At 67.6% G+C, this 20,928-nt stretch carries 24 protein-coding genes, 1 tRNA gene and 1 pseudogene; 11 read left to right on the forward strand and 15 right to left on the reverse strand.

Going from position 1 to position 20,928, the window contains the following annotated elements:
- Positions 1–55: 55 nt before the first annotated feature.
- The 7 genes and pseudogenes from QE454_RS13570 to QE454_RS13600 all read left to right on the forward strand — a co-directional run.
- Positions 56–796, forward strand: a pseudogene (locus QE454_RS13570) (acyltransferase family protein); the annotation flags it as partial.
- 121 nt (positions 797–917) lie between these two features.
- A complete protein-coding gene (locus QE454_RS13575) occupies positions 918–2,435 on the forward strand; it encodes an SGNH hydrolase domain-containing protein (RefSeq protein ID WP_309668707.1) in 1,518 nt (505 codons plus the stop codon).
- 44 nt (positions 2,436–2,479) lie between these two features.
- Positions 2,480–3,412: a glutaminase A gene (glsA, locus tag QE454_RS13580; protein ID WP_307460607.1), complete on the forward strand. Its 933-nt coding sequence runs from the start codon at positions 2,480–2,482 to the stop codon at positions 3,410–3,412.
- Positions 3,413–3,467: 55 nt separating this feature from the next.
- Positions 3,468–4,085: an SRPBCC family protein gene (locus QE454_RS13585; RefSeq protein ID WP_307460604.1), complete on the forward strand. Its 618-nt coding sequence runs from the start codon at positions 3,468–3,470 to the stop codon at positions 4,083–4,085.
- Positions 4,082–4,750, forward strand: a complete 669-nt coding sequence (locus tag QE454_RS13590) for a DUF4166 domain-containing protein (protein WP_267787215.1) — start codon at positions 4,082–4,084, stop codon at positions 4,748–4,750. The genes QE454_RS13585 and QE454_RS13590 overlap by 4 nt, the downstream gene beginning before the upstream one ends.
- A gap of 70 nt (positions 4,751–4,820) precedes the next feature.
- Entirely contained in the window at positions 4,821–5,195 is a 375-nt protein-coding gene (locus QE454_RS13595) for a tRNA-dihydrouridine synthase (protein WP_210074937.1), read from the forward strand.
- A complete protein-coding gene (locus QE454_RS13600; protein WP_307460599.1) occupies positions 5,195–6,499 on the forward strand; it encodes a glutathionylspermidine synthase family protein in 1,305 nt (434 codons plus the stop codon). The genes QE454_RS13595 and QE454_RS13600 overlap by 1 nt, the downstream gene beginning before the upstream one ends.
- A 24-nt stretch (positions 6,500–6,523) precedes the next feature.
- On the opposite strand, the gene def is transcribed toward QE454_RS13600, so the two are convergent.
- A complete protein-coding gene (gene def, locus QE454_RS13605) occupies positions 6,524–7,090 on the reverse strand; it encodes a peptide deformylase (RefSeq protein ID WP_210074941.1) in 567 nt (188 codons plus the stop codon).
- A 41-nt stretch (positions 7,091–7,131) separates the two neighbouring features.
- Here def and QE454_RS13610 point away from each other — a divergent pair, with 41 nt between their 5' ends.
- Positions 7,132–8,094, forward strand: a complete 963-nt coding sequence (locus QE454_RS13610) for a DMT family transporter (protein ID WP_181906459.1) — start codon at positions 7,132–7,134, stop codon at positions 8,092–8,094.
- Between the two features lie 189 nt (positions 8,095–8,283).
- Positions 8,284–9,744 (forward strand): P-loop ATPase, Sll1717 family, encoded by a 1,461-nt coding sequence (locus tag QE454_RS13615; protein ID WP_307460590.1) that lies wholly within the window; start codon positions 8,284–8,286, stop codon positions 9,742–9,744.
- A 130-nt stretch (positions 9,745–9,874) separates the two neighbouring features.
- On the opposite strand, the gene QE454_RS13620 is transcribed toward QE454_RS13615, so the two are convergent.
- The 7 genes from QE454_RS13620 to QE454_RS13650 all read right to left on the reverse strand — a co-directional run bounded on the left by QE454_RS13620 (position 9,875) and on the right by QE454_RS13650 (position 13,685).
- The gene (locus QE454_RS13620) at positions 9,875–10,267 is read right to left on the reverse strand and encodes a hypothetical protein (RefSeq protein WP_307460586.1); all 393 of its coding nucleotides are present in this window, start codon (positions 10,265–10,267) and stop codon (positions 9,875–9,877) included.
- 12 nt (positions 10,268–10,279) lie between these two features.
- On the reverse strand, positions 10,280–10,447 hold the full coding sequence (locus QE454_RS13625; protein ID WP_307460583.1) for a hypothetical protein: 168 nt from the start codon (positions 10,445–10,447) through the stop codon (positions 10,280–10,282).
- A 240-nt stretch (positions 10,448–10,687) separates the two neighbouring features.
- Positions 10,688–11,140 (reverse strand): hypothetical protein, encoded by a 453-nt coding sequence (locus QE454_RS13630; RefSeq protein ID WP_307460580.1) that lies wholly within the window; start codon positions 11,138–11,140, stop codon positions 10,688–10,690.
- On the reverse strand, positions 11,140–11,433 hold the full coding sequence (locus QE454_RS13635) for a hypothetical protein (protein WP_307460578.1): 294 nt from the start codon (positions 11,431–11,433) through the stop codon (positions 11,140–11,142). The genes QE454_RS13630 and QE454_RS13635 overlap by 1 nt, the downstream gene beginning before the upstream one ends.
- A complete protein-coding gene (locus QE454_RS13640) occupies positions 11,430–11,804 on the reverse strand; it encodes a YbaB/EbfC family nucleoid-associated protein (RefSeq protein ID WP_307460575.1) in 375 nt (124 codons plus the stop codon). Before QE454_RS13640 ends, QE454_RS13635 begins: the two co-directional genes overlap by 4 nt.
- A 4-nt stretch (positions 11,805–11,808) precedes the next feature.
- Entirely contained in the window at positions 11,809–13,398 is a 1,590-nt protein-coding gene (locus tag QE454_RS13645) for a hypothetical protein (RefSeq protein ID WP_307460572.1), read from the reverse strand.
- Positions 13,395–13,685 carry a hypothetical protein gene (locus QE454_RS13650; RefSeq protein ID WP_307460569.1) on the reverse strand — a complete coding sequence of 97 codons (291 nt, stop codon included), beginning with the start codon at positions 13,683–13,685 and terminating at the stop codon, positions 13,395–13,397. Before QE454_RS13650 ends, QE454_RS13645 begins: the two co-directional genes overlap by 4 nt.
- A 135-nt stretch (positions 13,686–13,820) precedes the next feature.
- Here QE454_RS13650 and QE454_RS13655 point away from each other — a divergent pair.
- Positions 13,821–13,894 (forward strand) — tRNA-Ile (locus QE454_RS13655).
- A 60-nt stretch (positions 13,895–13,954) separates the two neighbouring features.
- On the opposite strand, the gene QE454_RS13660 is transcribed toward QE454_RS13655, so the two are convergent.
- The 7 genes from QE454_RS13660 to QE454_RS13690 all read right to left on the reverse strand — a co-directional run bounded on the left by QE454_RS13660 (position 13,955) and on the right by QE454_RS13690 (position 20,125).
- On the reverse strand, positions 13,955–14,317 hold the full coding sequence (locus QE454_RS13660; protein ID WP_307460567.1) for a hypothetical protein: 363 nt from the start codon (positions 14,315–14,317) through the stop codon (positions 13,955–13,957).
- Positions 14,318–14,768: 451 nt separating this feature from the next.
- Positions 14,769–15,587: an SDR family oxidoreductase gene (locus tag QE454_RS13665; protein ID WP_210074962.1), complete on the reverse strand. Its 819-nt coding sequence runs from the start codon at positions 15,585–15,587 to the stop codon at positions 14,769–14,771.
- 145 nt (positions 15,588–15,732) lie between these two features.
- A complete protein-coding gene (locus tag QE454_RS13670) occupies positions 15,733–16,755 on the reverse strand; it encodes a CNNM domain-containing protein (RefSeq protein ID WP_210074964.1) in 1,023 nt (340 codons plus the stop codon).
- The gene (locus QE454_RS13675) at positions 16,752–18,155 is read right to left on the reverse strand and encodes a hemolysin family protein (protein ID WP_307460560.1); all 1,404 of its coding nucleotides are present in this window, start codon (positions 18,153–18,155) and stop codon (positions 16,752–16,754) included. The genes QE454_RS13670 and QE454_RS13675 overlap by 4 nt, the downstream gene beginning before the upstream one ends.
- A 169-nt stretch (positions 18,156–18,324) precedes the next feature.
- Positions 18,325–19,086 (reverse strand): hypothetical protein, encoded by a 762-nt coding sequence (locus tag QE454_RS13680; RefSeq protein WP_307460556.1) that lies wholly within the window; start codon positions 19,084–19,086, stop codon positions 18,325–18,327.
- The gene (locus tag QE454_RS13685; protein WP_307460553.1) at positions 19,083–19,517 is read right to left on the reverse strand and encodes a DUF6114 domain-containing protein; all 435 of its coding nucleotides are present in this window, start codon (positions 19,515–19,517) and stop codon (positions 19,083–19,085) included. Before QE454_RS13685 ends, QE454_RS13680 begins: the two co-directional genes overlap by 4 nt.
- Before the next feature lie 11 nt (positions 19,518–19,528).
- Positions 19,529–20,125 carry a DUF6230 family protein gene (locus QE454_RS13690; protein ID WP_210074971.1) on the reverse strand — a complete coding sequence of 199 codons (597 nt, stop codon included), beginning with the start codon at positions 20,123–20,125 and terminating at the stop codon, positions 19,529–19,531.
- 111 nt (positions 20,126–20,236) lie between these two features.
- Here QE454_RS13690 and QE454_RS13695 point away from each other — a divergent pair, with 111 nt between their 5' ends.
- Complete coding sequence (locus tag QE454_RS13695) at positions 20,237–20,854, forward strand: TetR/AcrR family transcriptional regulator (RefSeq protein ID WP_307460550.1); 618 nt, start codon at positions 20,237–20,239, stop codon at positions 20,852–20,854.
- Positions 20,855–20,928 lie beyond the last annotated feature (74 nt).

The raw sequence follows: 20,928 nt of genomic DNA on the forward strand, positions 1-20,928 counted from the left end.
TCCCGCTCCGCTGCGCCGCGGGGCCGCCCGCCGCACCCGTGGGAGCGGTTCCACTATGCTCTCTCCGGCCGCCGACGCCGGCCCGAGAGGATCCGACGTGCCCGCACCCGCCTCTCGCGTGCGCCGCGATCTCCAGGGCCTCCGGGCGATCGCCGTCTTGGCGGTCGTTGCCACGCACCTCACGGGCTGGCCCCGGGGCGGCTTCGTCGGCGTCGACGTGTTCTTCGTCCTGTCGGGTTTCCTCGTCACCGGCATCCTGTTGTCCGACCTAGAGCACGAGGGGACGCTGCGGCTCGGGGGCTTCTTCGCACGCCGCGTGAAGCGTCTCCTGCCCGCCGCACTCGCCGTCCTCGCGGCCGTGGTCGGGGCGGCATTCGTGATCTTCTCGCCCGTGCGAGCGGAAACGATCCTCTTCGACGCCCTCTCCGCGGTGGGTCTCGTATCGAACTGGCACTTCGGCCTCGCCGGTCGCGACTACTTCGCCGTCTCGGACGTCTCGCCGCTCCAGCACTTCTGGTCGCTCGCCGTCGAGGAGCAGTTCTCGGTGGCGTGGCCCTTCCTCGTGCTGCTCACGGTCGCCACGCTGCCGGTCACGGCGCGACGCGCGCGGTCGGGCCGCGTTGCCGTGGGCCTGCTCGCGGGAGCCGTCGTCGTGGCATCCGGAGTCGCTGCCCTCCTCCAGACGCCCGCCGATCCGAGCCTGGCCTACTTCTCGACCGTGACACGAGCCGGTGAGCTCGCCACGGGTGCGGTGATCGCCGCCGCCGCCCCCGCGCTCGCGCGCATCCCGGCAGCCGCTCGCGGATCCCTCGCCTGGATCGGGGTGGCCGTGATCACGGCGGCGTTCTTCGTCATCGATCCCGCGGCGCCTTTCCCCGCGCCCCGCCGCCGCGCTCCCCGTACTCGGCGCGGCGCTCGTGATCGGCGCAGGCATCGGCGGCGATCCGCGTCACCGCCAGCTCTTCGTCCTCACCAACCCGCTGGCCGTGACGATCGGCGACCTCTCGTACTCGCTGTACCTCTGGCACCTGCCCGTGATCGTCTTCGCCGGAGTCCTGCTGGCTCCCGGACCCGCCGCGACAGCGATCACGGTCCTCGCCATGCTCGTCCTGACGGTCGCGACCTACCTCGGCATCGAGCAGCCGCTCCATCGCGCTCCCTGGGCGACCCGCGGCCCCGAGGAACAGCCGAAACCCGCCGCTCCCACCCCGTCGGAACCCGTACCCGCCGAGCGTCGGCCGAGCGCACTCGCCTCACGACCCGCCGGGTACGTCCCCGGCAAGAGGTACTACCCCGGATCTCGCTCCACGAGCGCCGTTCTGCCCGAGCCAGCGGTGGCGACCGCTTCGGCACCCCGCCCGCCGGATGTCGACGAACGGATGCCGGTACCCCCGGCATCCATCGACGCCGGGACCGCACCCCCGTGGGCCGCTTGGCGCGCCCGCTTCGCCCCACGCGTGGCGATGGCCGGGGCCACGCTCGCCATCGGCGCCGGAGCGACGGCGCTCGCGGTGATGCTGGCGTACGGCGCTCCGACCCTCCCGGGACTGCCGGCCGCGGTGCCTGCGCCGATCGATGTCGCCGCCGAAGCCGGAGACGCGCTCAGTGTGTTGCAGGGCGAGCTCGCCGCCGCCAGCACCGCCACCTCCTGGCCCGAGCTGCATCCCTCCCTCGACGAGGCGCAGCGCGCTTCGTCGTCGGCGAACCGCGCTCACGACTGCTTCACCCCGGGCGTACCCCTCGACGCCGGGCGGTGCACCTGGGGGTCCGCCGACGCCCCGCGGCACCTGTACCTCGTGGGCGACTCGAGCGCCATGGCGTACGCACCCGCCTTCGCAAAGCTCGCCGACGACAGCGGGGGAGCGTGGCGCGTGACCACGGTCGGGATGTACGGATGCCGCTTCACCGACGTCCTGGTCGAGAGCCGCGACCCGTCGGTCATGGCCGCGTGCGGGCAGCGCAAGGCCGACGTGGCGGCGATGGTCGGTGCCTCACCCGCCGACCTGCTCGTGGTGTCGAACGCGTTCACCCTGGGCCGCTCGGTCGACGGGCGGGATCTGGATGCCGGCGAGTTGGTCTCGGCCATCGCGTCCGAGGTCACGGGCTGGGCTCCCGCGGGCCACACGGTGTACTTGGCGCCCCCGCCGCACGGAGTCGATCTCGGGCGGTGCGTGTCGCGGCTCACGGGCCCCTCGTCGTGTCTCGCGGGCATCGACGACGTGTGGATGCAGATGCAGACGGCGACCGAGGCCCGAGCGGCGCTCACCGGCGACCTCGCGATCAGCGCTCTGCCCTTCAGCTGCTGGCAGGGAGTGTGTCCCGCCTTCGTGGGAGACACGCCGGTGCGCTATGACGACACCCACATCACGCCGGCGTTCGCGGAACGGCTGGCCCCGATCCTGCGCGGCGCCCTCGCGGAACGGGGTCTGTACTGACGGGTACGGGCCCGAACCCCCGGCGAGCCTGCGAGGCTGGGGGAGTGACCTCGCCTCCCGCTGCCGCTTCGTACGACCTCGACGCCCTGCGGTCCCGCCTGCTGCCCGAACGCAGGGGGCGAGTCGACGACAGCATCCCGCAGCTCGCCGACGCCCATCCCGACCTCTGCGCCCTCGCCCTCGCCCTCCCCGACGGTTCGGTGCACGCGAGCCGACAGGCCGATGTCTCGTTCAGCGTGCAGTCCGCGGTCAAGCCGTTCCTGTTCGCTCTGGCACTCGTCGACACCGAGGGTGCGGCCCTCGATCGCGTCGGCATCGAACCCACCGGCGAATCGTTCGACGCCATCAAGCTCGAGAGCGGCACGGGCCGACCGCCGAACCCCATGGTCAACGCCGGCGCACTGCTGACCGCGTCGCTCGTCGCCGGGTCGAACGCCGAGGCGCGCAGCGCCCGCATCGTGCGGGGGCTCGCGGCGTTCGCGGGACGCGAGCTCGAGGTCGACGAAGACGTGGCCCACAACGAACACCTCCTCGGCGACCGTAATCACGCCCTGGCCCACCTGATGCGCGCGGAGGGCACCCTCGAGCCCTCGGCCGACGACGCGGTCGCCGTCTACGCCCGAGCCTGCGCGATGTTGGTCGATGCCGAGACCCTGGCCGTCATGGGCGCGACGCTCGCGCTCGGGGGGATCAACCCCCGGACGGGGGAACGGGTCCTGCCCGAGCGGGTCGCGCGAGACGTCATCTCGGTGATGGCGACCTGCGGGATGTACGACGGCTCGGGCCGGTGGATGCGCGCGGTCGGCATTCCGGCCAAGTCGAGTGTCTCCGGCGCGATCGTGCTGTCCTCACCCGGCCGCCTCGGCGCGGCCGTGGTGAGTCCACCGCTCGACGAACAGGGCACGAGCGTCCGCGGCTGCCTCGCGAGCGAAGCCCTGAGCGAAGACCTCGCGCTGCACTCTTTCTCGTCGCGCTGACGACACCCGATGCGCCCTGTACGGTGCCTCCGCCCGATCGGCCTAGGCTGACGCCATGGGGGCACGGGGGATCTATGTCGCGACCACCATCCGCGCGACGCTCGACGAGGTCTGGACGGCGACGCAGGAGCCGTCGCAGCACGTGAGATGGGACGTCCGCTTCTCGCGGATCACACCCACGACGAGCACGGGGGAGGACGCCGCGCGGTTCGTCTACGAACGACGGACGCCCGTGCACACCGTCCGCGGTGACGGCATCAGCATCGGGGAGACGTCGCGACTCGATGGCACCCGCACCTCCGCGCTGCGCTTCACCACCCAGGACAGGCTGTCACCGCTTCGCGACGGTCGCGGCTATTGGCGCTACGAGCCGGTCGACGACGGCATCCGCTTCTCGACCGGATACGACTACGAGGCCGGGTGGGGCCCCCTCGACGTGATCGTGCGTCCCCTGGTCGGCTGGGCGACCGCGTGGAGCTTCGACCGCCTGCGCATCTGGCTCGAAACCGGCGTCGAGCCGGAACGCTGGTCGATCCGGCACGCCATCGCCTTCTGGCGGACGGACCGCCCCCGCGCCTCGCGCTGCGCGCGAATCCCCCCGCATCGACGGCGCGCCCTCGACGATGCCCCCGCCACGCTTGCGGCGCTGCCCGCACCGGGAGCGCACCGATGACGTCGATCTTCGCGCAGGCGATGGGCTCTGATTTCGACCGCCTGCACCCGATGATGCAGCGACGCTTCGGCGTCGGCCTCGACGAGGGCCAGGCGTGCGTCGGTCGCGGAGTCATGAGCGAGATCCGGCGCGGGCCCTGGTGGACCGTCCCGTTCCTCCAGATCGGCAAACTGCGGAACATCCTCGTGCCGACGGTGGGCGAGAACGTCCCCTTCACCATCTGGAACAGCCCGTACCTCGACCCTTTCGGCCGAGAGACGGTCACCTTCGTGCGGGAGTACGAGGTGAGAGGTCGGCCCGCCCGGTTCGACGCGACGATGATCCTCTACGACGGCCGCGTGATCGACTACCTCGGCACGCACCAGCATCTCGCGGTCGACCTCGACCTGAGCGTCGACGACGAGGGCGGCCTGCTCCTGCGGTCGGGGGAGCAGCGCTTCTACGAGGGACCGGTCGGGTTCCGCTTCCCCCAGCTCTTCAGCGGCCGGGCCACCCTCCGCGAACGCTTCGACGACGGCGACGGTCGTTTCCACGTCGACCTGCGCGTCGACAACGACCGTTTCGGCTTCCTCTTCGGCTACCGCGGAAGCTTCACCTGCGAGTGGATGCCGGCCTCCGGCGCCCCGTCGCACGTCTTCCCCCGCCGACATGAATCCCGCGTCTGAAACCACCCGAACGAGGGTGTGAGAACATCGGCGCAGTGTCGCCGGATCGGCATTTCCGAAGGAGCCCCCCATGCAGCCAGTCGTGCGCCGTCGCGCGTCGCGCACCGTCACCGTCGGCGTTGTCGCCGCCCTCGCCGCCACCCTCACCGGGTGCGGACAGGGGACGAACGTCTCGGACGACTACGCCCAGATCTGCCGAGACAACTCCACCGAGAAGCGCTTGCCCGACGACGACTGCAACAACCACGGCGGAAGCGCCCACTGGTACTACCTGCCGCTCGGCTCGAGCAGCCGAACGGTACCCGCCGTGGGGCAGCCGGCGACCGGCGGCTCCGACAGCATCCCGTCGGGGAAGACCGCTGCCCGCGGCATCTCGAGCGATGGCGACAGCGTCTCGCGCGGTGGTTTCGGCGGATCGGGCTCCGACGGAAGCCACGGCAGCTGATGCGGCGCATTGAGCTCGACCCGCGCCCCGACTGGCAGCGCACCATCAAGCAGTCCGGCCTCATCTACTCGCACTCCGTCCGCGACGACGGGACGGCGGTGGAGTACTGGAACGACGGCGCTGCGTACGTCTTCACGCTCCCGGAGGTCGAAGAACTCGAGAAGCAAACCGAAGAACTGCATCGCATGAGTCTCGAGGCGGCCAAGTACATGGCATCCGGTGCACTCGGTCACCTGGGGCTCAGCCCGAAAGCGTTCGAGCTCGCCCAGTGGTCGCTCGAGCAGAACGAACCCGACGTCTACGCCCGCTTCGACCTCGCCTACGCCGGCGACGGTTCACCCGCGAAGATGCTCGAGTACAACGGCGACACACCCACCGGTCTGATCGAGGCGTCGGTCACCCAGTGGTTCTGGTTGCAGGATCGGATCAACAGCGGAGTCCTCCCTGCCGACACCGACCAGTGGAACGGCCTGCACGAGGCCCTGGTGGAGCGCTGGCGGACCCTGTTGCACCGCTCGTTGAACGAGGGGCAGGGCGGACGCCTCTTCGTCGCCCACTCGGATGCCGACACCTACGGCGAAGACTGGGACACCGTCGCCTACATGCGCGACGTCGCCGGAGAAGCCGGATGGGAGCACACCGGCATCGAGATGAAGGAGATCGGCTGGCACCACGGCGCGCGGCAGTTCGTCGGCGTTCCCGAGCCGTGGGGCTCCTCGCGCAGCATCGCCGCGCTTCCCGGTGACACCCCGGGCACGCAGTACCCCGTCATCCGCAACCTCTTCAAGCTCTACCCCTGGGAAGACCTCGTGTCGGGAGAGGATCGCGTCGTCGGCGACCAGGAGTTCGGCGCGCTGCTCATTGCGGGTCGAGGACTCTTCGGCCGCTGGTACGAACCGGCGTGGAAGATGTTCCTCTCGAACAAGCTGCTGCTCGTCGCCCTCTGGCGATTGTTCCCCGGCCACCCCAACCTGCTGCCGGCCTACGCCGACGGCCCGAACAGCATGACCGACTTCGTCGTCAAACCCGTCTTCGGTCGAGAAGGCGACGGAATCCAGGTGCATCGCCGTGACGGCAGCATCACATCGAACGGCAAAAAGTACCGCCGCGAGGGCACAGGCCGGGAACGCGTGTGGCAGGAGTACCACGAGCTCCCCGATTTCCCCGGGAAGAACGGCAGCAACCACCCCGTGCTCGGCTCATGGGTGATCGACCAGGAAGCGTTCGGTGTCGGCATCCGCGAGTCGGACGGGCCGATCACCGACTACTTCTGCCGCTTCGCTCCGAACATCATCGAGAGCTGACGGCGCCGCCCCGCGGCTGGCCGTTCACGCGTCGATGTCGTCGACACCCGGCATCCACGAGATACCAGGCTTGCCCCACTTGCGCTTCTTCGCGATCTTCGCCGCCACCCGACCGTCTTCCTCGTCGAGACGATCCACATACAGGATGCCGTCGAGGTGATCGAACTCGTGCTGCAGGATGCGCGCGCGCCAACCCGTGACCTCGATACGGACCGCGTGGCCGTCGAGATCGGTGCCGGTGAGCAGTGCCGCATCGGACCGGCGCAACGGAAAGCGCTCGCCGGGGAACGAGAGGCACCCCTCGCTCTCTTCGTCGGGGTCGGGGTAGCCGGGTTCCATCGGGCGAATCCACAGCTCGGGGTTGATCACGACGCCGCGCCAGGGCTGCCCCTCGTCGTCTTCGTACGTGTACGTGAAGATGCGCAGTCCCACCCCGACCTGCGGAGCCGCAAGGCCCACACCGGGAGCGGCGTCCATCGTCTCGAACATGTCGGCAACGAGGGTGCGCACCTCATCGGTGATCTCGTCGACGCGGGCAGCGGGAGCGTGCAGCACGGGATCACCCATGATGCGAATCGGGAGTACGGCCACGTCACCAGCCTATCCAGGGGGCGGCGGGCTATCGTCGGAGGGTGATCCCGCTCGATGCCACCCTCAGCGACGGAATCGACCAGCTCGTCGGTGTGTTCCGCGATCCCCGTATCCTCCTCGGCATCCCGCTGGCCCTGCTCGGTGCGGTGTTCATGTCGTTCGGAGCGCAGTATCAGCACCGCGGAGTGCAGAAGGTCGAGCGCCTCTCGGGCAAGACCACCGGTGGCCTCTCACGCAAGCAGCTCACGTCCCTGTTGACGCGTCCCTCGTGGGTTGCGGGCACGGTCATGCTGGGCCTGGCGATCGTGTGCCAGCTCTCGGCGCTGTCGGTGGCCCCGCTGATCCTCGTGCAGCCGCTCGGGGCCATCGCCTTGGTCATCACGACGGTGCTCAACGCCCGCGTCTCGGGACAGAAGCCGACGCGGCAGTCGCTCATCGCGATCGCACTGTGCGTGGGCGGCATCTTCATCTTCGTGACGATCGCGGCGTTCTTCGCCACCGAGCACGTGGTCACCGAGCGCGAGCTGTGGATCATCCTCGGCATCCTGGCCGTCGTCGTCATCGTCTTCGGCGTGTTCTGGGTGCTCGTACGCCGGCGCGCTCAGGCGTTGTTCTACATCATGGCCGCGGGCGTGATCTACGGTTTCGTCGCGACGCTCGCCAAGGTCGTCATCAGCCGCGCGCAGGCCGGCAACTTCGAGTGGCTGACGATGCTGTGCCTGGTGGCGTTGCTCGCCGCCGTCGCTGTGGGCGCCTATTTCGTGCAGACGGCGTACTCGGTCGGCCCGCCCGACCTCGTCATCGCGGGCCTCACCGTGATCGACCCGATCGTGGCCGTGTTGATCGGTCTGCTGGTTCTCGGGGAGGCGTCGACGGCGCCCGCGTGGGCGCTCATCGGGTTCGTCATCGCCGGAGCGATCGCGACATGGGGCGTGATCCAGCTGACCAAGCACCACCCTCAGGTGACGGCGGACGGGAAGCTGGCGAAGCCTCGGGTGAAGTGAGGCCGTTCGCTGGATGATTCTGGGGCAGTCCGTCAATGATGGAACCACGCCGAGGAGGTAGTGGGAGCGTCATCGGACCTTTGCTCGTTCGAAAAGGGTGCGCAGGAATGAATTAAAGCCGAGGTTGAGCTGGACGCGACGGTCGACGCCCCTACGCTACGTTCAGAGATAGTCACGCGAGGGGGAAACATGACAGAAGCGGATGCGCTGGCCGCATTGGATTTCGGCTCGGTGAACTCCGAGTCCGAGGAGGATCTCGACCGGCTTTTCGTGCGAACGGGGGACTTCGACAAGTTCCTCCGGAGCAACGTTTGGTTGGCGCTCGGAGCCAAAGGCACCGGCAAGAGCGCGCTCTTTGAGCTGTTCACGAAGTTCGAGGACGCTGCGAGGCGACTCAGCGGAGCTGCACTGAACGACGTCATCATCGCGGCTGGAACGGGTTTTGGTGACCTATCGGAGGTAGCCACTGGGGATCTCCAGGCTCTTCGTGACGCCAACGAGGGCTTCGACCATGATCGTTTGTGGCGACTGTACATCGCCATCAAGGCGGGCCTTGCTATTCCGCGAGACATGAGTGTGCCTCGTGGCCCACTCCGAGATCTTCTCACCGGAGTGGGCGATCGACGAGATTTCCGAGTCGGTCCCGTCCTAGCGCAGCTTTGGACGGTGGCTATCGGCAGCGCGCCCCAGGAGATGACCATCACGGCCGGAGGGGCGAGCATCGCCCTGCGGGGCGGTAAACGAAGCCTCGACGTGGTGACGCTCTTGGAGGACGTCAATACGACCTTGACCCAAGCCGGGAAGACTCTCTGGCTGCTTTTCGACAAGGTGGACGAGATTTGGCCCGCGGACCGTATAGAGCGCAGGCGCGCACTGGAGGGCTTGATGACGGCGTCCATGCAAATCCGCCGACAATTTCCAGCCATTCAGCCCAAGGTGATGCTGCGAACCGACCTGTGGTCGGAGCTTGACTTCACCAACAAGGACCATCTGACAGACAAGCGAATTGAGCTGGGCTGGGGCGCTACGCACCTGACCAATCTCCTCGTGAAGCGCGGGCTCCGTCATACCTCCGTTCGCGATTATGTCGAAGCCCGGATACCCTCGCTGCGGAATCGCGAGATCGATGACTGGACGTCGGACGAGCGGCTTGAAGCGCTAACGACGATCCTCCCGACCACGGCCTATCCCGGCGAGCGCGAGGCCGAGATCATGGACTGGCTCGTTGAGCGGGTGAAAGATGGCCGTCAGACCGTCCTGCCACGCGACTCGATTGTCCTCACAAACACTGCGGCGGAATTTCAGCGGGACAGGGGCGAACCCGGGTCTCCCTGGTTGCTGTCCAGGGAGGTCGTCCGCGAGGCCTTCACTCGTACATCAGAGATTCGGAACGAGTCGTTCCTGGCGGAGTTCCCGGATCTACGAGATCACTTCCGCCGCTTCAGCGGCCAGACGCGCGCCGACTTCACACGGGCTGAACTCCTCGCCATGTTCGAGGGACTCGAACCAAGCGGGGAAGCGCTGCTCGAGCGCCTGTTTGAGATTGGCATCATCCGGCCGAACACTGGGCGTGTGCAGACATCGACGTCCTACGAGATCCCCCGCCTATATCGCACCGGCCTGGGCTTGATCATCCGCGGTCGACCCTGACCCGTCGGAAACTGCGAAGCCCCCCGCGGCACCCCCGCGGGGCTGCCGCGGGGCTTGGGTCGACGGTTGGGTGCGAAGCGACACCGCCCGGTGCCCATCAGTTGGGGCCGGGCGGTGATGCATCGGGCGCTTATGCGCGGAGCTCGACCCTCACGAAGTCGAACGGCTTTTTAACCCGGAAGCCGTAGCGCCCCTCGAACATCAGCCGGAACGTGTTGTTCTCCGTTCGATTCTTCCCGTTGAAGACCAACTCGTCGTCCCCGACGGGAAGCAACTCAGCCTGGTTCCAGTCTCCGACGAGAGCGCGTCCGACGGGGAGCCCAAGCGACGTCACGATCGGCGCGCCAAGGAACCCTTCGATCTCAGTGCGCGACTTGAACAGGAACGCGCCACTCTCGCCGTTCTCGCGCAGCATCTCGAGCGCCTGCAGGTCGAGAGGGTTGAGAGCCCACCCGCTGATGGCCCGCTCCTGGCCGAGCAGCTTGTATTTGGCGGTGGAGAGGGTACTGAGGAGATCCCCCATGAACTCCTGGACCTAGAGGCCGGAGGTCTCGAGGATGCCGGTGAAGCGATCGTCCTCGCCGTCACCAGAGAGCACGTCCCGCTCGATTGCAGTAAGGGTGTCGTCCCGCAGCTGAACCTTGAGAATCTCGATCAGGTCCGAGAAGAAGCCGTTCGGCGGAGATTGAGGCTCCGCGATCAATGGCGTCTTTGTCGAGGACGACTGTCATATCGAGACTCCCGTGAAAGAAAACGGCGCCAGGGCGGCTGCGCGCGAGACACCCAGACTGCTCTGCTCGAGTTCGTCCGCCAACGCGGCTGCCCGGGTGTCAAGCGATGGCCCCAGCGGGAAGCACCCCGTCAGCGCCAACCCAAGGGCCGTGATCATCGCCACATACGCCGGTCCACGTGCTCGTCATCGCATCATCTTCCTGGCTCGCGGTCACTTCCCGGCGTAGGAGGTCCATTCCTCCGCTACAAGCGTCAGCGAATCGCCGTTGAGTGACTTCTGAAGCCCCAGCTCGGTCGCGGCATCTCGGAACGAAAGGTCTTTCCCGGATTCGTCATCCGCGTAGAGATACAGACTGGTCACTTTCATGTCTGCAGCGATGTCTGCCGTGACCGCGAGGATCCGTGTCAGGGTCGCGGCGGCGACCTCGCGGCCGCCCGGCTCCAGAGCATCGGAGGACAGCTTCACTGTGACTGTCAGGCCACCCGCGGCAGAGGGAGTCGTAACCACTTTCGCGCCCACGACACCGCTACCCGCGGATTCGAGCGCCGCTGTTAGCCGCGCCTCCTTGTCGCCGGCACTGGGCCCGCCGAAGCAGGCGGTCAGTCCGAACAAAAGCGTTACCGCCAGAACGGTCAATCCCGCACGAACAGCGTTGACGCCCATCATTCCCCCAAAGCGCGTGCGCCAGCGAGGTCGCACGATTCGTAAACGTCCGCGAGAGTGCGGATCGTCGCCGCGTTCCGACTGAGGCGAGCTGCACGAGCGCGGGTCTCTATCATCGCCCGCGTACTCGACGAAACTGCGGCATCCGTGGCTTCACCGCTGGTCTGCGCGTTCAACGCCGCGATGGCCGTTTGAAGCTGGGTCGCCACCGATTCCAGTTGGGCCGCCTGCGCATCAAGGTTCTGCGCGTGGTCGGCGAGCGAACCGAGTTGAACGTCGAGTCGGCCGCTCATTGAGCCGCTCCCCGTTCATCTGAGCCCTTTCGAAGCTCAGAAACGAGCGGAAAAGACTCGCCGAACATTGTTGACGCGCGATCCGCAGCCTCGGACCGTGCCGCTGCCTGCGCGCGGGAGATGGTTTCTGTGAGGACCGTCGAAAGCCGGGCATCAGTACGAAAGCCACTGGCGAGGGTGACATCTAGGATCTTTCCGTCTGCAGCGGAGGTGACGGTGCATTCTCCGCCCCCGCTTCGAATGGTCTTCGACACGGACCGCAGCTCTTCCATGGCGTCATCGGCACGTTCTCTGACAATGGCAGCTGCAGCGAACTGGGTTTCTAGACGGGCACGCGCTGCTTCAACCCGTTCGTCAATACTAAAGTCCATATTTTTACTCTCCAGACTTTCCGACGTAAACCTCTTCTACCGTGCCGTTGAGGAAGGTCCAGTCGTTTTTCAGATTCCCGCCGTTCGAGAGATAGTCCCTGAAGTCAGAGGTGTACGTGTCGGCGTTGTGCGTCTTGTTGGGGTCGATGGAACCTCCCGGATCAGACAAGACGACCCAGTCGATGTTCTTGGGCACGGTTCCGGTGACCGCCACGCTCGGCCCTAGCGGACCGTTGACGACACCTGCATTCCAGTCGACAGGTGCTCGGCCATCGAGCTTCGGGACAGGGTCCGAGACGTGTTCAACCTGCAGTACTGGAATATGACTCGGAATGTCGTATTGCTCCGTGGGGGAGCCATTCGTGACTACCCCGATCGTGTTGTACGGCGAAGACGAGTCGGCGCCAAGATTTCCGGCCATGATCCCCCCTTGGCTGAACCCGGACCACACCACGTCCGACCCCGGGGGTACCCCTGCATCTTCCATCATCTTCTGAACCGCGCGCTCATACTGCGTCCGGATAATGGGGTTATCCATCAAGACAAGGGCGATGTTGCTGTCCAGGTCGTTGAGTGGGGCATAGTCCTTCAACGAGTCCCCCAAGGGATCATCGCCGAGGATGCCCTTCAAAATGCCCCAGTCGAGGGTCGAGGGCAGATTGACCAACGTGTAAGTAGACCCGTCAGGCCTCCGGATCGTCGAGATACTCACCGCTGTCTGGTCTTTACCGCTGATGCGATCGATCAATCCATTGCCCTCAATGAGATCACCGGGCGACGAGATCGAACCCCGCTTCATGAGTTCTTCGTACGCCTGATCGTCACTAGCAGCGCTCGGATCAAGCTCGCCCACCGACGGGTCCGCTTTAAGCATGTCGCCAAGCCCTGTTCCGAGGAGATACCCAACCGGGCCCCCGACGAACGCGGCAATGCCCGGCAGCATGCGACCCAGGAGATCCTGGAGGACGACCAAGCCGTCACCGACGATCGGCCCAAGCTCCCCGAGCAGACGGCCCAGCTGCCCGAGCGCCGTGAGGAGTTGCTCGATCAGGTCCCGCGCCAAGACGATGATGTCCCACGCCGCGTCCGCGAACTCCCGGATGGCGTCGAGCTTGTCGAACGGGTTCAGGGTGAAGCTGGTCAACGAATCCGCCAAACGCGCCAGGGCGTTCAGCAGGCCGCAGATCGCGTCGCGGCAGGCGGTGACGAGTGTCGACGCGAGGGCCAGCGCAGACGACGCGGCACCCGCCCAGTCCTGCACGTCCGTCAACACCCGCGAGACGTCTTCGTACCGCTGGCGAAGGGCCCGCACGGTCCGGCCATCGAGGTCGTCGAGAGCCCGCGCGGCGGACGCGAGGTCGAGCGTCAACTCCGACACCGACGACTCGACCGTGCGCCACTCCGACGAACGCATGGCGATAGCGCCCGGATCGCCCTGCAACTCGTCCATCCACTGGGGGAGCGGCTGCACGTAGGTGATCAGCCAGCCGGCGAAGCCGGGGATGCCATCGCACCCTCCACCCGAAGAACGCGACGCGCCCGCAGCCCATGACTCGCTGCGCAGCTGCGCAGCGACGGCGGCAGCGCCGCTCACGACTCGAACTCCTGCATCACCGCGACGGCCTGTTCCTCGACATCGTCGAACGACTCGCGTGCGACCTGCACACCCTTCTGCATCGTCGCAACGAGCTCTCGCGCACTCGACAGCAACTGCGCGGTGTTGCTCGCCAGACCGTTCGCGGCCCCGACGACGATTCCCGACGCCAGAACGCCGAATGCGGAGCCGGGGAGCGGTGCTCCGGCGGCGGACGCCGCGGCATCCAGCGAATCGCCCACGCGTCCCAGTGTCGACGCCTGTTCTGCCAGGACGTCGGTGTCCATGATGATGTGTGTTCTTCCCGCCACGGGGCCCCCGCTCGTGTCAGCTTTGCCAACACCTTAGCGAAACCCTTCGCCGCTTCGCAGGGGAGCTCACCAACTGTGAATAGCCGGATGCCGGTAGGCTCTAAGCCGCTGGGGGCGGTGGCCAAGCTGGTCAAGGCAGCGGGCTCATAACCCGACGATCGTGGGTTCAAGTCCCACCCGCCCTACGCGAGACCCCCGACAGGCATGGCCTGGTCGGGGGTCTTTTCTCTGTTCAAGTGGCCGACTCAGCCCACCATGTAGGGCCTGATCAGCAAGAACTGCGAGAAGAACAGGATCACCGTGGCCAGGATCACCCCGAGCGCGACATAGCCGCAGATGAGCCCCACGACCGCCATGGCGCGCCCCACCGCATAGCGCCGGGCTGTACCGAGACCGAGGTGGGCGAGGACGACCGTCGCCACTGCAAGAGGGAAAGCCGTGAAGATCGCGACGATGCCGACGTAGGGCAACGGCACGAAGGCGGCGTTCAGGACCGCGATGGGTCCGAGCACCACGGAGGCGATGGCGGTTCCGTTCGTCACCGCCGGGAGCGGGCGCGGCGGCGGAAGAAAAGGCGGCTGCTGCGGGGGCACGGCGGGCATCGTCATGCCCCGACCCTAGCGGGACGCGCCGCGACCACGAGCGGATGAACGCCGATGTCGGAGGCGCCCATTACCGTCACAGCCGTGGCAGAGAGAGTGCAGGTGTGGTGGGCCCGGCGACAGTGGTCGAAGGGCCGCGAGGTTTCTTACGCGGTCGGCGCATATCGAGAATCCTGCCGCGTTGCCGGCGCTCATCCGGTTACACCTTCCGGATCGCAACGCCGGCATTGCACTCAGCCAGGTGCCGCCAGCGGCCAGAGGGCGAATGCCGTGCGGGTCGCGAGGCCGTTCTTCCAGCGCCTCGGGGTCTGGCCCGACGTCGTCCTTCCCGAATTGCGCACCGAGCCTCGCGCGCCACGCTCGGCGGTCCGGCGGCAACGGGGCACGGCCCGTGCACCGGGGCGCTCGACAGACACCCCACCGCACAAGCCTCACCCCGGAGGAGCGAGCGTCCGGCTTACGAGCCGTGCGCCTCCTCCGACACCGGCTGCCACTCGCGCCACGTCTGCAGACGCGACTCGTAGTCGCGCTCGGCGATGCCCAGGGGCGCCTTGCCGAAGAAGATACGCAGCGGCGGGTTCTCGGCATCCACCACCTTCAAGATCGCCGCGCGCGTCGCCTCGGGCTTACCGGGGTCGGCAGCAGAGGGGCGCTTGGCCGCCTGCTCCCGCACCTCGGCGTAGGCGTCGATCTCGTCGCTGCGCTGAGCAGAGGGGCCCGACCAGTCGGTCGAGTAGCCGCCGGGCTCGATGAGGGTTACGTGGATGCCGAAGCCCGCGACCTCCTGAGAGAGTGACTGCGAGAGACCCTCGAGCGCCCACTTCGACGCGTGGTAGGCACCGACGGTGGGGAAGGCGCTGATGCCGCCGATGCTCGACACCTGGATGATGTGGCCCGAACCCTGCTTCCGCATGATCGGCAGCGCGGCCTGGGTGACCCAGAGCGCGCCGAAGAAATTGGTCTCGAGCTGCGCCCGGACCTCGTCTTCGGTCAGCTCTTCCACCATGCCGAAGTGCCCGTAGCCGGCGTTGTTGATGACGATGTCGAGCTGGCCGAACTTCTCGTGGGCCTTGGCCACGGCGTCGATATCGGCGGAACGGTCGGTCACATCGAGCTGGAGGGGAAGGAAGGAGTCGGGGTAGCTGTCGACCAGCGCCTTCACGTCGTCGAGGTTTCGAGCGGTGCCGGCGACGTTGTCACCGCGCTCTAGAGCCGCTTCGGCCCACTCGCGGCCGAAGCCCTTCGATGCGCCGGTGATGAACCACGTCTTGCTCATGAGTGTCCTCCGAGAGAGGTAGGGGGTGAACGCGGGCGACGGTACGCCGCGGATTTCAGAATCTCCTCGGGTTGACACCCGACCACCGCACGGCAAGGTGAGCGCCCCGCCCGCGGTGAACGGACGGGGCTCTCGTGGCACCGGGTCAGCGGGCGGCAGGCGCCAGCTCTCCCGGCCCGGGCAGGATCTCCCGCAGCAGATCGTCGAGCGTCACGACACCGATCAGACGCTCGCCCTCCACGACCGTCGCCAGCTGGACACGACCGCGCCGCATGCGTGCCAGAGCGTCGTATGCGGATGCCGCGGGCTCGAGTACCAGAGGATCACGGGCGATCTCGAGCGCCGGCGTCCCGGGGTCGACGGCGAGCGTGTCCCGCACGTGCGCGACGCGCGAGGACGCTCCCGCCCCGACGAGGATTCGCAGGTGCGTCGACGAGGCGGCGACGGCCTGGATGTCGGCGACCGTGGCATCCGTCGGCACGCTCGTGGGGGAGCGGTCGGTGCGCACGATGTCGCCCACCGTCAGTGTGCCCAGAGCGATCGCCTGAGCGATCGGCTCGGAGTACTGCTTCTCGAGGGTGCCCGCCTGGCGGGAGTGCGCCACGAGCTCGCGAATGGTGTCGGCGTCCTGTCCGCCCGCGGCGGCCTTGTCTACCGGCTCGACACCCGACGCCTTCACGAGACGGTTCGCGATGTGGTTGATCCACAGCAGGAACGGACGCAACGGCCAGGTGAGGGCGCGGGCCAGGATGCCGGTGGCCTTCGCCGCGGTTTCGGGATGCGCGATCGCCCACGACTTCGGCGCCATCTCTCCGATAACGAGGTGAAGGAAGGTCACGACGATCAGCGCGAGCATGAACGCGATGATGTCGGCGAGCACGTACGGCAGACCCCACGTCTCGAACACGGGGGCCAGCGCGTAGTCGATCGCGGGCTTGGTGATGGCACCGAGCAAGAAGGTGCACGCCGTGATACCGAGCTGCGCGAACGCCAGCATCACGGTGAGCTCGTTCACACCGCGCAGAGCCGCGCGCGCCGAGGCGCTCGTGGCGGCCTGCTCTTCGAGGCGGTGCCGACGAGCGGCGAGCAGGGCGAACTCGACGATGACGAAGAAGGCGCTGGCGACGATGAGCGCGGTTGTGATGAGCGCGACGGTCCAGCCGTTCATCGGGCCACCTCCTCGTCGATCGCGGATGCTTCCACGGCGGGCTCGGCATCTCGATCCACCTCGTGCAGGCGGATCTTCAGCTGGGAGGGCACGTGCCGGTCGACCTCGACGACCTCGACCGCGAGCCAGCGCTCGAGATCGAGCCCCTGCACGGTTTCGGACGCGCGCTCGGGCAGATCGATACGGATGACGCTGCCGACCGCCGGCAGATCCCCGTGGGTCTCGATGACGAGGCCGGCCACGGTCTCGACGTCGCTCTCGGCGAGGTCGTGACCCAGCAGACGCTCGAGCTCGTCGAGGTGCAGGTCGCCGGGAACCGTCCAGGCATCGTCTCCGTCGGCCGACACCTCGGCGACCTCGACGTCGTGCTCGTCGGACAGCTCTCCAATGACTTCCTCCGTCAGGTCTTCGATCGTCAGGATGCCGTCGAAGTTGCCGTACTCGTCGACCACGCACGCGAGTTCGTTGCGGGAGCGACGCATGCGGTCGAGGGCGACGGGGAGCAGCATCGAGGTCGGGATGACGACGGCGGCGCGCATGACGGATGCCACGGGGGCATCGTCGGCGGGCTGCTCGCGCAGCACGTCGATGAGTTCGATGACGCCGACGGGGGAGCCCTCGTCGCCGATCACGGGGTAGCGGGTGTGACCGGTGGCCATGAGCGCGCGCACCTCGCCGACCGTGGTGTCGGGGGTGACCGAGTCGATCTGGGAACGCGGGATCATGGCGTGCTCGACGTCGCGCTGCGGGAAGTCGAGGATGCGGTCGATGATCATCGATAGGTCGTCGGGAAGGTCGCCACTGACGCGGGACTCTTCGATGATCGCCTCGAGGTCACGCGCGGTGGCGCTCTCGTCGACGTCTTCGAGGGGCTCGATGCGCAGCAGCCTCAGCAGGGCGTTGGCGGCGACGTCGAACACGGTGATGAGCCAGCCGAACAGCAGCAGGTAGATGCGGGTGGGCACCGCGAGCGCGCGGGCCAGAGGTTCCGGGCTGGCGATGGCGAGGTTCTTCGGGTACAGCTCGCCGAAGATCATCGTGACGACGGTGGCCAGCAGCAACGCGCCGATGGTGCCGATGAGGACCGAGACGGCCGGATCGATACCCACCCCTCCCAGGAGGGTGCCGAGCGACTCACCGATCAACGGCTCGGCGACGTAGCCGATCAGCAGTCCCGTGACGGTGATGCCCAGCTGGGCACCCGACAGCATGAACGAGGTGCGCTTGGTGATGGCGAGCACGCGCTTCGCCTGCGCGTCGCCCTTCTCGGCTTTCGCCGCCAGCCGTGAACGGTCGACGGACATGTACGCGAACTCCTGCGCGACGAAGAAGCCGCAGGCGGCGATGATCGCCAGAGTCACAATGATCCCCAACAGAAGCGTCAGGGCCGCGGCCAGCATCAGATCTCACCCCCTCTCGGAAAGAGGGGGCTCGAAGATCGGCCCTCCTGGTCGGTGGAGGTGCGGTGATGGCTCACGGGTTTTCTCTCTCGTGGGTCGGTGATCACTGATCACGTCGACTGTATCGAGCAGCGTCCCGCTCAGGCTGGGGATTCGCCCGACCCTGAGCTCACCCCGGTTCGGTGATCTTCTGGTCGGTGTTCGTGTAGACGATCGAATCGGCTGTGGTGCCGACGAGCCCCAGGGTGAGGCGCGCCAGCCCGGGTGCGATGCCGTCGGCCGGTGGAGGAGTATCGGCCCCGAGGGTGAGGGTCTTGCCGTCCGCGGTGGTGGCCGACAGCGAGTTCAGGTACACCGAGACGTGCCCTGACAACGTCATGCGGTCGGCGGTCGTGACGAGCGCTGGACCCGTCTCGCGGCGAACCGTGAGGGCGAAGCCCTCGATCGTGATCTCGTCCGCCGTCATCTTCAGCGCGGTGATACGAGTGCCGTCGGCCAGCGGCACCGTGACCACACTGATGAGGGGGATGCCGCGGAAGGACAGCGACTGGGCGCCCAGCTGTGCCGACGGCTGAGTGAACACCGGCGCGCGCTCGTCGGCGACGGCTGCCTGTGCGGGCGGCGTGGTCGAAGCAGCGGAGGGGGCAGACGGCGCGGGGGTCGGGGAGTCATCGGGCGTCGACGGCGTAGCGGGCGTCGAGGTGCCGGCACCGGGAAGCTCTGGCAGGCCCGGCACGGTGAGCCCGGGTGTCGGCGTCGGCGTCGGTGTCGACGTCGAGGAGGGCGCGGGTTCGCCGCACGGGAAGAGGATCGGAATGCACAACCGGGCAGGGCGAGGACCGTCGTCGGCCGAGGCCGCGGCTGCGCCGGTCGACCCGCCGAGCACCAGGATCGCAGCGGTGAGCGCAGCCGTAGCCCGGGCCCGCCTCATCGCTCGACCCCGGTGGCAGCGCTCTCCGCCTCCTCGACGGTCGGTGCCGGGGCTCGCGGCGCGGAGGCGGTCGGCGGCGCCCACGACACGGCCACGATCCCACCCACCGTGCTCACCAGCATCCCGAGCAGGAAGCCACCCAGATTGACGCCGACCAGGGAGTAGACCGCGACGGCGAGGGCGATGACACCGTAGAAGATGCGGTGTGCCGGCATCAGGACGAGCAGGATGCCGAGCAGCACCAGAACCACCGGGATCACCGTGGCCTGAAGACCCTCGATCCCGAGCTGGATGTGCAGTTGCCCGATGTCGAGCTGCCCGGAGAAGAACATCTCGACGCCGCCGAGTGCGACCAGGACGCCGCCCACGAGGGGACGGCTCCGCCGCCAGGTTCGAAAGCGCGCCGACGAGGAGAGGTCGGGGGAGGTCATGACGACTCCGATCAGAAGCAGGTCTTCGAGCCGTCGGTCAGCTCGAGCTTCATGCCGGTGAGGGTGAAGACCGAGGCCTGCGTGCTCCACGCGGTCTGCTTGAGGTGTGCGATCGAGATGGTGTCGGCATCCTGAGCGAAATCCCCCGGGGTGCCTTTGGCCGAGGTGTTGACCGTCGAGGCGTCCACGCCGATGCGGATGTTGCCGAACGAGGAGTCGCCCTGGAGGCCCGTCATGCCGATCTGCAGGTCGGAGGCGGATGCCGGGGCGCCGCCACCACCCGCGGTGATCAGGACGCCCACCTTGCCCAGGGGAGTGTCGCTGACGACCGACTGACAGAGGTCGGCGAGAGTGGCCGACCTGATGTTGGCGATCGCGACGTTGTGCTGGCCTCCGGCGGTGTCGCTGGTGACGCCGGCGTATTGCGAGAAGCCGGTGCCCTCCAGCTGGGAGGCGCTGATCTGGAACTGGCTGCCCGACACGGCGAAGGACACGGGCACCGCGCCCTGGGCGACACCGGTGAGAAGAAGGCTCGCGACGGCGGCGACGGGCACGGTCGCCAGGGCCACCCGGCCGGTGCGGGAGCGGGTCAGGTTACGGAACTTCATCGATCCTCCTGCGGAAAGCGAGCCCGGCGACGGCGCCGAGCGAAGCCAGGCTACGCCGCATTGACAGAGTGTCAATAGTTCGAGACAGCATCGCTTCGTTAGAGTTCCCTCATGTCGAGCGACCGTCGCACGCGCCTCACGCCGGATCAGCGGCGCGCCCAGCTCGTCGCCTCGGGTGTCGCGTTTCTCGCCGAGAAGCCGCTCGACGACCTCACGATGGAAGTGCTCTCCGAGCGCGTCGGCGTCTCGCGCGGCCTTGTCTTCCACTACTTCGGCTCGCGCCAGGGCCTGCACCGAGAGGTCGTGATCACGGCCGCGGCGGCGCTGCTGGAGGCGTCCGTCCCGCGGGACGATCTCGACCCGCGGGAGCGGCTCGACGACACGCTCTCCCGCATCGTCGCCTTCGTCCGCGAGCACCGGGGTACCTTCTTCTCTCTCGTGCGCGGCGTCGCCTCCGGCGACCCGGAGGTGCGGAGCGAGGTGGATCGTGCCCGAGACGTGACCGCGGGCTGGGTGACCGACGGCTTCCTCGAGCTCGGTTCCGGCGATTCCCCGCTGCTTCGAGTGGCCCTGCGTTCGTGGGTGAACTTCGCCGAAGAGGTGCTCGTCGAACTCGCTCTCGGCACCGAGATGCCGGCGGCGGAGATCGTCGCCTTCCTGTCGCGCTCGGCCTTCGGCGTGCTGGCGTCGGTGGTGGGAGAGCCCGCGGGGCCGACGCCACGGGCCTGATCGCCGCGGCGAATCCTCCGGCAATCCGCTCCCGCCCTCGCGACGAATGGCACAATAGAGGGGCCCCCATTGCT

Source organism: Microbacterium sp. SORGH_AS_0454 (genome assembly GCF_031453395.1).
In the GTDB taxonomy this organism is placed as follows: Bacteria; Actinomycetota; Actinomycetes; order Actinomycetales; family Microbacteriaceae; genus Microbacterium.